Here is a 14,083-nt window from a genome sequence, read left to right on the forward strand (position 1 = left end):
GCAAGACTATTCTTATAAAATGAAACATGGAGGTGTTGATATGAGTGTTTTATTTTTTAAACCAATTCCTCGTCCAGCGATTTGGGGGCATACATTGGTTAAAGAGTATTTTGGATATGATGATTTTCCACTTGGAATTGGCCAGTCATGGTCATTTAGTGCTCAAGAAGGTGCATCAACTGTTTGTTTAAGTGATCCTTATCAAGGGCAGACACTCTTGGATTTATGGAAAAATCATCAGGAATTATTTGGTCATCCTCATGAAGATTTCCCTGTCATTATTTCGCTTGTTGGACCAGAAGATGATTTAAGTATTCAGGTTCATCCTAATGCTGAGCATGCTAAAAAATTAGGATTTCCAACAGGTAAAAATGAAGGATGGTATTTTATTGAGGCTGAATCAGGCGCAAATATTGTTTATGGACATCATGCTGCTAATGAAACAGAGTTAAGGCAATGTATACAAGAAAATCGCTGGGATGATTTGATTCAACATTTGGATGTTCATTCTGGAGATTTTGTTTATTTGCCAGCAGGTTTATTACATGCATTAAGAAAGGGAAGCATTGTCTATGAAATTCAGCAGGCAACTGATATCACATATCGTTTTTATGATTATCATCGTAAGGACGAATATGGTCATGAACGTGAACTGCACATGGAAGAAGCAATCGATTGTTTATCATACAATCCTGAAGATATGAAAAATCAAATTCATCCAGTTGAAACATATTATCAAAATTGTATACAGACAGTTTTTATTGCAAATGATTCATTTACAGTGACAAAATTGGAAGTAACAGGGGAAGTTGAGTACATTCATACAAATTACCAATTAGCAACAGTTGTGAAAGGACAGGGCAAAGTGAATAATCAAGATATAAAAGTTGGAGATAATTTTCTCATTCCAACACATACACATATCCAATTGAATGGGCAAATGACAATTATGATGACAACAAAGTGAGGAAAAGAATATGAAAAGAGATTTCTTATGGGGGGCTGCCCTCAGTAATGTACAAGCTGAAGGAGCTTATTTAGAAGATGGAAAAGGATTAAATGTATATGATACTTTGGTAGTGACACCTGAAAAAGGGATAGTTCCAATGTTCTGTGATACGGCTGTTGCGGCTGATCATTATCATCATTATAAGGAAGATATTGATTTGATGGCTGAAATGGGTTTTAAGGCCTACCGTTTTTCTGTTGTATGGTCACGTATTCACCCTTTGGGGGATGATGAGAAAGCGAATGAAAAGGGTTTGGATTTCTATGAATCCATGGTAGATTATCTTTTAGAAAAAGGTATTGAACCTGTTGTTTCATTGGTGCATTTTGATATGCCAGATTATCTTTTAAGAGAATACAATGGTTTTTTAAATAAAAAGGTTATTGATTTTTATGCTAAGCATGTAGAGGTTGTTGTGAATAGATTGAAAGGAAAAGTGAAATATTGGCTGACATATAATGAAATTAATCTTGCACCTTATCAAAGTGATTTGGTTGCTGGAGCATACCGACCTGAAGATATGAGTATGACTGAAATGTTTGCACAATTATCTATTAATACTGCAATAGCACATGCACGAGCTGTTGAAGTGATTAAACGCATTGATTCAAATGCTTGGGTTGGGGGAATGATTGGACATGCACCTTTTTATCCATTAACTTGTAAAAGTGAAGATATTATTGCAGCTGATTTCAAGAATAAAATGCATAATTATTTACCGTTTGATATTATGACTTCTGGTGAACTTCCTGATTATTTTTTAAATTTTATTAAACAAAGACATATTCATATTGATTATAAGGAACGAGAACAGAAAGTTGTATTAGAATCTTCACAAAAATTAGATTATCTTGCTTTTTCATATTATCGTAGTGGTGTTCAGAGTTCCTTTGATCATATTGAAGATTTTATTGATTTAGAGGATGCGATTTTATTTGATCATAGAAATTTAAAAAATCCAAACTATACAGCAAATGAATGGGGTTGGCAAATTGATGCTGAAGGTTTAAGATATTCTTTAATTGATTTATATCATCGTTATCATAAACCATTATTTATTGTTGAAAATGGTATTGGAATTGATGAAAAGTTAGATAATGGCAAAGTCTATGACGATGAAAGAATTGAATATTATCAAAAACATATTACAAGTCTTAAATGTGCTGTTGAACATGACGGTGTTGATTTAATGGGATATCTTGCTTGGAGCCCAATTGATTTTTTAAGTAGTCATAAAGAAATGAGAAAAAGATATGGATTTGTTTATGTTAATAGAGGATTTGAAGATTTATTGGATTTAGCACGTTATAAAAAGAAATCATTCTACTGGTATAAAAAAGTCATTGCTACAAATGGTGAGAATCTTCAAAATGATATTGAATACTAAATCATTAAGAATTTTATTGGGTGTTGGCACGGATACAATATCTATGTGAAGTTGATAATGATAAGCATGAAGATGATCTGTCTTAATTTTAGGATAGTCGATGTTGAGATACTTTGATTGAATTGAATAGACATATACAATGATAGGTGTATACTTAAAGAGAGGTGATATTATGACAACAGAAGATTTAGCTCATATGTTTGATCATACTTTTTTAAAACCCTATGCGACAAAAGATGATTTTAAAAAATTATGTAATGAGGCGAAGTCGATGGGAGCAGCAATGGTTGCAATTAATAGTGAGCCAGTTCGTTTGTGTAAAGAATTATTGAAAGAGAGTCAAGTTCATGTTGGTGCTGCTATTTCCTTTCCTCTAGGTCAAACAACTTTGTCTGTTAAGTTAGCAGAAACAAAACAAGCTATTCTTGATGGTGCCGATGAGATTGATTATGTCATCAATATAGGGAAGGCAAAAATGCATGATTGGGAATATCTTAAAAAAGAAATGCAAGAGATTGTGACCTTATGCCATGAGAATAATGTTATTTGTAAAGTTATTTTTGAAAATTGCTATTTAGATCAATGTGAAATTAAGAAACTATCAGAAATTGCAAAAGAGATAAAGCCAGATTTTATTAAGACAAGTACAGGCTTTGGGACTGGTGGTGCGACTATTGAAGATGTTCGTCTTATGAAAGAGATAGTCGGTCAAGAGGTTCAGGTAAAAGCTGCTGGTGGAATTCGTGACTGGCAAACCTGTCTTGCTATGATAGAAGCAGGAGCAACACGAATTGGAACAAGTCATTCTTTGAATATTTTAAAAGAATATGAATCAATTTATAAACATCAAGTTTAAAAATATAAAAAGTATCATTTCAAAATGATACTTTTTATATACATTTATTTTATATGGGTTGAATCACGTTGAATGACTTCAACAGGTAAGATAAAACGTCTTTCTTCTAACTGTACTTCTTTATCATTCATTAAGTTTAACAATAGACTAGATGCTTTTTGGGCTAATCCTTTCGTATCTTGACGAATTGTAGATAATGAGGGATGACATGAATGAGAAATGGAAATATCATCAAAGCCTATCACTTTTACATCATCAGGAACTTTTATATGATTCTCAGCTAAAGCAACCATAACACCATAAGCACGCCAGTCATTTGTTGCAAAAACACCATCAAAAGGAATACCTGATTTAATGAGCTTGTTCATGGCTTCTCTAGCGCCTTCATAATTTGCAGAAGAAAGATCAAGCAATAATTGTAATTCTTTGTATTCTTGTAATCCATAATCTTTTAATGCTTGACGATATCCTTCTAGCCGCTGTTTATTTACAGAAAGTGTTTTGTTTCTTGACACGATTGCAATTCTTTGACAACCTTTTTTTATCAGTTCTTCGGTTGCTAAATAGCCACCACTATAATGATTAGATTCAACATAATAAACATTATTATGATCTTTAGGTTTTCTATCAATACAAACGATGGGAATATTACGTGTAATGACATCAGTTGGTATCTCTTCAATACCAGAAATACACATAATACCATCAACCAATTTAGAATCTAGAGATTTAAAATAAGCAATTTCTTTTTTTTCATCTTGAGAAGTATTGCATATAAAAACTGAATAATTTTTTTCAAAAAAGTATTTTTCTATTTCTAATACCAGATGAGAAAACCATTCATTATCAATATTAGGAACAATCAGTCCTACTGTTTTAGATTTTGACATTCTTAAACTCTTTGCAGCCATGTTGGTTGTATAACCATATTTGTCTATAATGTATTGAACCTTTTTTCTCGTATCTTCAGAAAATCGCCCATTATTATTAATAACCCTTGAAACAGTTGCAACTGAAACATTTGCAAGTTTGGCAATTTCTTTTATTGAGATGCTTCTTTTTTTATCCATAAGTTTCACTCCTTATTCTATTATATAGGTTTTTACAAATATTTACAAATGATTTTATGAAAACGATTACTCATTCAATCATATCTTATAATAGAGAATCAATCAAGGCTATTTTTGATAATGGCACAAAGTGTGCCATTAAGATGTGTGGAAACGTTTACTCAATGGCACTAAAATAGGATTATAAGATAAGGAAAGTAGAGGGAATGGATTATGACAAAGAAGTTACCAGAGACATTTATGTGGGGAAGTTCTACAAATGCTCAACAATTTGAAGGAGCATGGAATGAAGATGGAAAAGGTGTTTCTATCAGTGATACAAGAGTCTTAAAAAATGGTTATTCAAACTTTCATATTGCTAGTGATCATTATCATCATTTAGAAGAAGATTTAGATTTATATCAGGAAATGGGATTCACTATTTATCGTTTTTCAATTGCTTGGACAAGAATTTATCCTACTGGTGAAGAAGAACAGCCAAATGAAAAAGGATTGGCATTTTATGATTGCATGGTTGATGGTTTAATCAAGCGTGGGATTACACCAGTTGCAACACTTTATGCTTATGATTTACCACAAACTTTGCTTGATAAATATCGTGGATTTTTAGACCGTCGTGTGATTGATTTATACATCAAGTATGTTTCAACAATATTTAAACATTTTAAAGGCAGAATTAAATATTATACACCATTTAATGAACCTAATTTATTCCATCTTGATCAGGAATATATCATGGGAAATAATGATTTGACAGAACAGGAGACCTGGCAAATAGAACATCATCTTACATTGGCTTATGCAAGATGTGTTCATACCTGCCATGAGATTGACCCTGATGCAAAGATTGGTCCTAACTGTGCAACAGGAGTTGTTTATCCAGCAACTTGCAATCCTCAAGATGTACGCATGGCCTTAAAACAAATGTATATGACAAACTGGGCTTATTTAGATGTTTATTGTCGTGGTAAATATCCACAGTATTTTATCAATTATTTAGAAGAATTAAATTGTTTACCACATATGGAACCTGGTGATGAAGAATTAATAGCTTCAGTAAAACCAGATTTGATTTCAACAACTTATTATTCAACCAGTGTAGCAAGAGCTGGTGAGAGTGGTGCTCCATTAAAAATGGCACCAGCCCCAAAAGAAGTTCAAGAAGCCCTTGTTCAGTATCGAACTGGTGATTTAAATCCTTATTGTGATGAAACGGAATGGGGATGGATTATTGATCCAGATGGTTTCTACTATCAACTCATGGAAATTTATCATCGTTATCAATTACCAATTCTCATTTTGGAAAATGGTATGGGTGCTACTGAAGAGTTAGATGAAAACAATCAAATCCATGATGATTATCGTATTGATTATCTTGCCAGACATATTGAATGTATGAAAGAAGCAGTTGCTGATGGCGTTGATCTTTTAGGCTATTTAACATGGTCAGCTCATGATTTGCATTCTACAAGAGAGGGCTTTGTCAAACGTTATGGATTTATTTATGTTGATAGATACGAACATACAATCAAGTCTATGAAGCGCTATCCAAAGAAATCATTCTATTGGTATAAAAAAGTCATTGCCAGTCATGGTGAAGACTTAGCCAATAATATTGAATATGAGAAATAAAGGTGAAAACCTTTATTTCTTCACGAGATGAGTAAACGTTTTACTGAGGAGGAAATATGGAGAAATTATTATGCCCATCCATGATGTGTGCACAGTTTGGAAACTTAGAAAAAGAAGTCAAAGACTTAGAAGAAGCGGGAATAGATATCTTTCATCTTGATGTGATGGATGGTAATTTTGTTCCAAATTTTGGAATGGGACTACAGGATATTGAATTTATAGTAAAGCAGGCAACAGTGCCCTGTGATGTGCATTTGATGGTAAATAAAGCGAGTGATTATATTTCAAAATTTGCTGAAATGGGTGTTCAAATTATTTATGTACATTCAGAAAATGATTGTCATATTACAAGGACTTTACAAATGATTAAAGATACAGGGATTTGTTCAGGACTTGCAATCAATCCGGGAACATCTTTTGAATCTATCAAAGAGGTGTTAACTTTAGTGGATTATGTTTTGGTTATGAGTGTCAATCCAGGATTTTCTGGACAAAAGTATCTGAGTTTTGTAGATGAAAAATTAAAACAGTTATGTGAGAAGAAAAAGCAGTATGGATACAAAGTCATGTTAGATGGCGCTTGTTCACCAGAACGTATTGAAACTTTATCAAAAATAGGAGTTGATGGCTTCATTTTAGGTACAAGTGCATTATTTGGAAAAGAAAAAAATTATCAGGAAATTATACCTGAATTAAGACAATTATAGGAGGAAAAAAATAATGAATATTTTATTAGTGTGTGCAGCTGGTATGTCAACAAGTTTACTAGTCAACCGAATGAATGACGCTGCTCAAGAAAAAGGTATTGAAGTGCATATTGAAGCACATCCTGTTGGGTCTGTGACATCGTATGCTGATCAATCAGATGTGATTCTACTTGGACCACAAGTTCGTTATGAGTTAAAGAAAATACAAGGAATGTACCCTGATAAACCTGTAGAAGTTATTAATATGCAGGATTATGGTATGATGAATGGTCAAAAGGTCTTGGATCACGCAATTGAATTATTAAATAAATAGAAAGTGAGGAAGTAAAATGAGTTTTCCTAAAAAGTTTTTATGGGGTGGTTCTATCAGTGCTGCCCAATGTGAAGGAGCTTGGGATGAAGATGGAAAAAGTCCTGTCCAGGTTGATTTTGGAGATCCAGGAACAACAACTGATAATCGTTATATACATTATTTAAACGCCGATGGGACAAGAGGGAAAATGAGGCAGTTTGATCATTTGCCTCAAGGTGCAAAATATACTCTTTTTGATGATGTGAGATATACCAATCATGTGGGTATTGACTTCTACCATAGATATAAAGAAGATATTGCCTTGTTTGCTGAAATGGGATTTACAACATTGAATACAACAATATCCTGGGCGAGAATTTTTCCATATGGAGTAGAAGGTGGAGTGAATCAGGCAGGTGTTGAATTTTATAGAAATGTTTTTAAGGAATGTAGAAAATATGGTATGGATCCAGTGATTACATTATATAAGTATGATGAACCTGTCTATTTAGAGGAAACATATGGAGGATGGACAAACAGGGAGATGATTCATCAATTTGTTGAATTTGCAAGAGTCTGTTTCACCGAGTATAAAGATTTGGTTGATAAATGGTTAACATTTAATGAAATTAATATTTTACTTCATTTTGATGTCAAAGAAGGAAAACAGGTTGCTTTTACAGAACTTCATCATCAAATGGTTGCTGCAGCACAGGCTGTCAAAGTTGCCCATGACATAGATCCAGAAATCAAAGTCGGCTGTATGGTTGCAGGATTTTGCTGTTATCCAATGACATGTGATCCTCAAGATGTGATTGCTTCATACAAAGAATTCCAAAACAAGTTTGCCTATTGTGCGGATACAATGGTAAGAGGATATTACCCATCATATGCAGTGCGTATTTGGAAAGAAAACAATGTGAAATTAGATATTACAAAGGAAGATAAACAAGATCTTATGGAAGGAAAATCAGATTTCTTAGCTTACTCCTATTATATGTCAAATGTTATCACAACTCATCAAAATCAGGGTGATGCTTTAACAACCGCAGGTGGACAAGGTCAGGTGAAAAACCCATATCTTGAAGCAAGTGAATGGGGATGGCAAATTGATCCAACTGGCTATGAATACTTTTTACATGTTTTAAATGATCGTTATCAGGTTCCTTTGTTTGATGTTGAAAATGGTTTAGGTGCTTATGATAAAGTAGAGGAAGATGGTTCTATTCATGATGATTATAGAATTAATTATTTAAGAAGTCATATTCAAAGTCTCATGAAAGCCAGAGAAGAAGGTGTCAATATTTTTGGTTATACAACATGGGGACCAATTGATTTGGTTTCCTTTACAACAGGTCAAATGGATAAAAGATATGGATTTATCTATGTAGATATGAATGATAATGGTGTTGGAAATTTATGTAGAATGAAAAAAGATTCATTCTACTGGTATCAGAAAGTGATTCAATCTCACGGTGAAGGTTTAGATTAGAATACCAATGAAAATAAGGAGAAACATATGGAACTGAATTATAACATTACAAGATTAATTACAGCTAAGTCTAGTGAAGTGGCAAAATATACACCAATGCAGTTAAAAGAAGCTATTTTAAAATCTGAAGGTCGTGTCATTATGGGGCAGACTTATCTGAATAATCCTATTTTAATTAATGGATGTACAAGTACAGAATTAATGTTTGCTTTTGGTGGTGATATGGTGATGCTCAATGGTTTTCACTTTGAAAATCCAAAGGAAGCTAATGGTATGCAGGGACTATCTCTCAAAGAATTAAAAGCGTTGGTCTCTCAAAAACCAGTTGGTATTTATATGGGATGTCCAAAAGCAGATGATGAGGAATTAGCATTGGATCCTAAAAAGGTTGAAATGAGAAGCATGATGTATTCCAAAGAAAATGCTTTCAAAGCTAAAGAACTTGGTGCTTCATTTATTGTCTTAGGTGGAAATCCAGGTAGTGGAACATCCATCTATGATGTCATTCGTGCAACCAAGGAAGCCCGAGAAACATTAGGAGAAGACATGCTTATCTTTGCAGGTAAATGGGAAGATGGTATTGTTGAAAAAGTCTTAGGTGATTCTTTAGCTGAATATGATGCCAAAGCTGTCATTAAAGAATTAATTGATTCAGGAGCTGATGTCATTGATTTGCCTGCACCTGGTTCTAGACATGGAATAACAGTAGAAATGATTAGAGAATTAACAGAATACACACATCGTTATAAACCAGGAACTTTAGTGATGTGTTTCTTAGATAGCAATGTCGAAATTGCTGATCAGGATACGATTAGACAAATTGCTATTTTAATGAAACAGACAGGTGCAGACATACATGCGATTGGTGATGGTGGTTTTGGTGGTGGAACGTGGCCAGAAAACATTTATCAGTTAGCCATCACGATGAAAGGCAAAGCCTATACCTGGGCAAAAATGGCAACACCATTAAGATAAATAAAGAGAGAGGGAGCTTATAATGAAAATAGGAATTGGAAATGATCATGTTGCAGTTGAATATAAAAAAGAAATTACACAGTATATTCAAGACAAATATGGTTATGAAGTGATTAATTTTGGAACAGATAGTACCAAAAGGTTTAATTATCCTGTTGCTGGTGAAGCCGTTGCAAATGCGGTGATATCAGGGGAAGTGGATAAAGGGATTGTCATTTGTGGAACGGGTGTAGGGATTTCATTAGCCGCTAATAAAGTCAATGGCATTCGTTGTGTCACTTGCAGTGAACCCTATTCAGCAAAGCTATCAAGAGAACATAACAATACCAATATGTTAGCCTTTGGAGCAAGAGTTGTTGGTATAGAACTGGCAAAGATGATAGTTGATGCCTGGTTAACAGGTGAATATGAAGGTGGTAGACATCAGGTACGTATTGATATGTTGAAAGATATTGAAGAAAAACAAAAGAAATTATATGAATGAAAAGTATAAACGATGAAAGCTTCCAAACTTTTGGAAATATTATTGATGAAGATATCAGTGATGTGATTGCTTATGTTGCAACAAATGTCCATCCTCCCAAACTTGGAAATCGTTATTATTCAAGCGTCCCAGCAGTTGAGCAATTTTCATCAGTACAAAAGGTTTATGGATATATGGAGGTTATGGCCGGAGTTATTTCTGGCCATATCATGTGTTTTATGATATTTTGGTTGCTGGTCATTTTTATGTAAGATTTTCTATGTTCTCTAGGGGTCTATTGTTGAGTGTTATAGTCCACCCCTTCATTACACATCTATTTGTGTGAATGATGAAGAATTTAAAACAATTTGTTTGTTAGTGAAGAAAACAGGTGATGAACTCTCTCAAAGAGAAGGTCTATTGAAAAAGAGAAATAGATAGTTTGTTGCGTATGTTCAAAATGAAGACAAAATACAGTCAGGATATTTTCTAGTGAATCATGGAAAATTGATTGATATTAAATAGAAATAATGAGGTCAAAACAATGGAAAAGAATATTTTAGCAAGTTATATTGATCATGCAGTATTGGATCCACAGATGACTGTTGAACAATTGAAAGAAAAGATAATAATTGGTGTCAATTATGGATGTAAGAGTGTTTGTGTCAATCCTTCAGCTATTGATATTGCCAAAGATTGTATTCAGGGATCAAAGACATTACTATGCGTTGTCTGTGATTTTCCTTTTGGATGTAGTCATATAGAATCGAAATTAATGCAAGCTCAAGCCATTATTGATAAAGGTGATATTTATGAAATTGATATGGTGATGAATTATGGTCTTTTAAAAAGTCATGAATATGAAAAAGTCATTCATGAAATCACATTAATGAGTCATTTATGTCATCAGCATCATGTTGGACTCAAAGTGATTGTTGAAACAGATGCTCTTACAAAAGAAGAAATCAAGGCAGCGGTTGAATGCTGTATAAAAGGAGAAGCTGATTTTATCAAAACCTCAACAGGATATTTGAAAAGTGAACATCTTGAAGGAGCATCACCAGATGTCATACGACTGATTGTAGAGACTGCACAAGGAAGAATAAAAGTGAAAGGCTCAGGATGTGTTCGTAGTCGTGAAAGACTGGTTGAGCTTATAGAATTAGGGATTGATCGTGCTGGGGTTGGATGTTCTTCAACAGAAAAGATTCTAGGTGTTTCTTATGATTAGATGGGGAATCATTGGATTAGGGAGAATTTCACAGCGTTTTTTAAAAGGATTAAGTTATTTTGATGATGCAGTTCTTTATGCTGTTGCTTCTAGAACCCCTAATACCAGAAAGCAGTTTTTGCAAGATTATCCAGATGTAAAAGTTTATGCTGATTATGGAGAACTCTTAGATGATTCTTTGATTGATGTTGTTTATATTGCATTAAGACATAAAGACCATTATGAATGGTCAAGAAAAGCTTTATTAAAACATATTGCAGTTCTATGTGAAAAGCCAGCGACATTGTTTTATCATCAGACTGCTGATCTTGTACATCTATCTCAGGAGAATCAAATCTTCTTTATGGAGGCCATGAAGAGTCGCTTTATTCCATTAAGAGATGATATTAAGAATCTAATACAAAGAGATGGAATAGGTGATATTTTAAGAATTGAAACATCATTTTGTAATGAAGTTCCCTATGATAAAAAGAGTTACTTCTATGAGACAGAACAGGGTGGTGCACTTTATGATGTTGCGATTTATAATATTGCTGCTATTTTAGACTTTATATCATCACAGTTTCAAAACATTCACATCAATCAAGTTCGTCAACATAGTGTTGATGTTTATAATGAGATAGAAATCACTTTCCAATCTCACCAAACAGCAAGGATTGAATGTGCATTTGATAGAAATAAAGAAAAGAAAATGATGATTATCGGGACAAAAGGAAAGATAGAATGTACACCATTTTATCGACCAACACAGGCAACAGTAACTATAGGTGATCAATCTTACATGCTGGAAAGAGATTATATTTATGATGATTTTTATACTGAGATTGCTGCTGTTCATGATGCTTTGAAAAATCACCAGTATCAGCATTCTCAAATGTCTCATTATGATTCTTTAAGATGTATTCAATTATTAGAGAATATAATTTATTTAAGTCAAAGGGAAGAACTAAATTATGAATAAGAATTTTTTATGGGGAAGTTCTATAAGTGGAGGACAATGTGAAGGAGGCTTTGAAAGTCGTAGTGAAACAGTTGTTGATATTATTCCTCAAGGTAAGGAAACAAGATTTCAATATTTAAATGAGCCTGATCACTATCTAGAAAGACCTATAGATTTTTATCCATCTCAAAAGGGTGTTGAATTTTATGAAAACTATCAGGAAGATATTGCATTATTTGCTAAAATGGGTCTTAAAGCGTTAAGGTTTTCAATACTTTGGTCACGGATTTATCTTGATGATACAGATGAACCACATGAGGCTGGTTTACAGTTTTACGACAATGTTATTAATGAATTATTGAAATATCACATAGAGCCTATTATTACAACAATACATTTTGATATGCCCTTATGGATTGTTCAAAAATATAATGGTTTTTCAAATAGAAAAGTTGTTGAACTCTACCAAAGATATATTCAAACAATCGTTTATAGATATCATGACCGTGTCAAATATTGGATATCTTTTTGTGAAATCAATGTCATGAATAGTGCGTTGTATATGGTAGGAGGAACGGTTCTTCAGCCACATCAGGATAGAGAAGCTGTTTTACATCAATGTGCATATCATAAACTATTAGCCAATGCTTTATTCGTCAAGACTTGTCATGAGATAGATACATCTTTAAGGGTTGGCTGTGAAGTTGCAGGGACTCCCTGTTACCCTTTCACATCTTCACCACTTGATTATCAATTAATGATGGAAAATGAAAGAAAAAATAATCGTTATACTGATGTCATGGTCAAAGGAATCTATCCTTATTATTTTCAAAAGGAAATGCTTGACTATGGTATTAAGATGTTTGAAGATGATCTAAAAATCTTAAAGGAAAATCCTCTCGACTTTATTGCAGTGTCATATTATAAGAGTTCTTTAGCAACACATACTGGTATGAAGGATAATCCTTGTTTAGATAAAACAGCTTTTGGATGGACAATTGATCCATTAGGATTTCGTTTGATGTTAAATCAAATGTATGAACGTTATGAAATTCCTATTATGGTTGTTGAAAATGGATTAGGAACTTATGACAAGGTAGAAGAGGGTCAAATACATGATAATTATCGTATCAATTATTTAAAAGAACATATTGAACAGATGAAATTAGCCATTCAAGATGGTGTTAATGTGATTGGATATTTAACATGGTCTGCAATGGATGTTGTTTCAACAAGTGAAGGATTGATGTCTAAGCGTTATGGCTTTATTTATGTAGATAGGAATGATGATGGGTCAGGTACATTGAAACGTATTCCTAAAGATTCGTTTTATTGGTATCAAAAATTAATACGAGAGGAGAGTCAAGATGAAGTTTAATGAAGTGATGCATTTATCTTTTTATACAGAGCAATTAGATGTAATGAGAGATTTTTATGAAAATAAGTTAGGTTTAAAAGCCAAGATTATTATGCGTTATGAAGCTTATAAAGGTCAAAAAGAAAGAGGAGCATGGGCGCAAAGAGCCAAAACACGTCCTCATGATATTGCCTATATTTTTATTGAACTGGCACCAGGTCAATATCTAGAACTTTTTCCTAAAGGTGATGGTCAGTTAGAACATGAGATACCTGATACAAGATTAGGGTATTCACATTTTGCATTAATGGTTGATGATATACATGTTGCAAGAGAAGAACTGGTTAAAGCAGGTGTCGAGATTGATATTGAACCAAATAAAGGACAGTCTGAAACATGGCAAATGTGGGTTCATGATCCTGATGGCAATAAGTTTGAAATTATGCAATATACAGAAAAGTCTTTACAGCATAAAGGGAATATTGAAGAAGATGAAAAAAAGTATGGTAAAAGTAAATAAGAATATAGATTTTTAGTTTTATCAATATTTCTTATAATTCCTGCAGAATAACTAGAAATATATTATACATACATATGCAATGAAATCATTGTTAAGAACATGTTATTCAACAGTAAAAATTCAGGATATTTGCCTCCTGAATTTTCTTTTAG

General features: G+C 33.2%; 15 protein-coding genes. 14 read left to right on the forward strand and 1 reads right to left on the reverse strand.

What is annotated here, in order from left to right:
- The first annotated feature begins 40 nt into the window (after positions 1-40).
- The 3 genes from GQF29_RS12710 to deoC (GQF29_RS12720) all read left to right on the forward strand — a co-directional run bounded on the left by GQF29_RS12710 (position 41) and on the right by deoC (GQF29_RS12720) (position 3,252).
- Positions 41-967 (forward strand): type I phosphomannose isomerase catalytic subunit, encoded by a 927-nt coding sequence (locus GQF29_RS12710; protein WP_008787778.1) that lies wholly within the window; start codon positions 41-43, stop codon positions 965-967.
- 10 nt (positions 968-977) lie between these two features.
- The gene (locus GQF29_RS12715) at positions 978-2,396 is read left to right on the forward strand and encodes a glycoside hydrolase family 1 protein (protein WP_008787779.1); all 1,419 of its coding nucleotides are present in this window, start codon (positions 978-980) and stop codon (positions 2,394-2,396) included.
- A 172-nt stretch (positions 2,397-2,568) separates the two neighbouring features.
- Positions 2,569-3,252: a deoxyribose-phosphate aldolase gene (deoC, locus tag GQF29_RS12720; RefSeq protein WP_008787780.1), complete on the forward strand. Its 684-nt coding sequence runs from the start codon at positions 2,569-2,571 to the stop codon at positions 3,250-3,252.
- A 44-nt stretch (positions 3,253-3,296) separates the two neighbouring features.
- Here deoC (GQF29_RS12720) and GQF29_RS12725 read toward each other — a convergent pair whose 3' ends face one another.
- Positions 3,297-4,322, reverse strand: coding sequence for a LacI family DNA-binding transcriptional regulator (locus GQF29_RS12725; RefSeq protein ID WP_008787781.1), 1,026 nt, complete (start codon positions 4,320-4,322; stop codon positions 3,297-3,299).
- A 213-nt stretch (positions 4,323-4,535) separates the two neighbouring features.
- On the opposite strand from GQF29_RS12725, the gene GQF29_RS12730 reads away from it, so the two are divergent.
- The 11 genes from GQF29_RS12730 to GQF29_RS12780 all read left to right on the forward strand — a co-directional run bounded on the left by GQF29_RS12730 (position 4,536) and on the right by GQF29_RS12780 (position 13,931).
- Entirely contained in the window at positions 4,536-5,954 is a 1,419-nt protein-coding gene (locus GQF29_RS12730) for a glycoside hydrolase family 1 protein (RefSeq protein WP_008787782.1), read from the forward strand.
- 56 nt (positions 5,955-6,010) lie between these two features.
- Positions 6,011-6,661 (forward strand): ribulose-phosphate 3-epimerase, encoded by a 651-nt coding sequence (gene rpe / locus GQF29_RS12735; RefSeq protein WP_008787783.1) that lies wholly within the window; start codon positions 6,011-6,013, stop codon positions 6,659-6,661.
- A gap of 13 nt (positions 6,662-6,674) precedes the next feature.
- Positions 6,675-6,974, forward strand: a complete 300-nt coding sequence (locus GQF29_RS12740) for a PTS sugar transporter subunit IIB (protein WP_008787784.1) — start codon at positions 6,675-6,677, stop codon at positions 6,972-6,974.
- Between the two features lie 16 nt (positions 6,975-6,990).
- The gene (locus tag GQF29_RS12745) at positions 6,991-8,445 is read left to right on the forward strand and encodes a glycoside hydrolase family 1 protein (protein WP_008787785.1); all 1,455 of its coding nucleotides are present in this window, start codon (positions 6,991-6,993) and stop codon (positions 8,443-8,445) included.
- Positions 8,446-8,472: 27 nt separating this feature from the next.
- A complete protein-coding gene (locus tag GQF29_RS12750) occupies positions 8,473-9,420 on the forward strand; it encodes a DUF7916 family protein (protein WP_008787786.1) in 948 nt (315 codons plus the stop codon).
- Positions 9,421-9,442: 22 nt separating this feature from the next.
- Positions 9,443-9,904: a ribose 5-phosphate isomerase B gene (gene rpiB / locus GQF29_RS12755; protein WP_008787787.1), complete on the forward strand. Its 462-nt coding sequence runs from the start codon at positions 9,443-9,445 to the stop codon at positions 9,902-9,904.
- Positions 9,901-10,155 carry a DUF4867 family protein gene (locus GQF29_RS12760; protein ID WP_008787788.1) on the forward strand — a complete coding sequence of 85 codons (255 nt, stop codon included), beginning with the start codon at positions 9,901-9,903 and terminating at the stop codon, positions 10,153-10,155. The genes rpiB and GQF29_RS12760 overlap by 4 nt, the downstream gene beginning before the upstream one ends.
- A gap of 272 nt (positions 10,156-10,427) precedes the next feature.
- Entirely contained in the window at positions 10,428-11,114 is a 687-nt protein-coding gene (deoC, locus tag GQF29_RS12765; RefSeq protein ID WP_008787789.1) for a deoxyribose-phosphate aldolase, read from the forward strand.
- Positions 11,107-12,075 (forward strand): Gfo/Idh/MocA family protein, encoded by a 969-nt coding sequence (locus GQF29_RS12770; RefSeq protein WP_008787790.1) that lies wholly within the window; start codon positions 11,107-11,109, stop codon positions 12,073-12,075. Before deoC (GQF29_RS12765) ends, GQF29_RS12770 begins: the two co-directional genes overlap by 8 nt.
- Positions 12,068-13,432 (forward strand): glycoside hydrolase family 1 protein, encoded by a 1,365-nt coding sequence (locus GQF29_RS12775; protein WP_008787791.1) that lies wholly within the window; start codon positions 12,068-12,070, stop codon positions 13,430-13,432. Before GQF29_RS12770 ends, GQF29_RS12775 begins: the two co-directional genes overlap by 8 nt.
- Entirely contained in the window at positions 13,422-13,931 is a 510-nt protein-coding gene (locus GQF29_RS12780; protein ID WP_008787792.1) for a VOC family protein, read from the forward strand. Before GQF29_RS12775 ends, GQF29_RS12780 begins: the two co-directional genes overlap by 11 nt.
- Positions 13,932-14,083: the final 152 nt, after the last annotated feature.

The organism is Coprobacillus cateniformis, assembly GCF_009767585.1.
Classification (GTDB): Bacteria; Bacillota_I; Bacilli_A; order Erysipelotrichales; family Coprobacillaceae; genus Coprobacillus; species Coprobacillus cateniformis.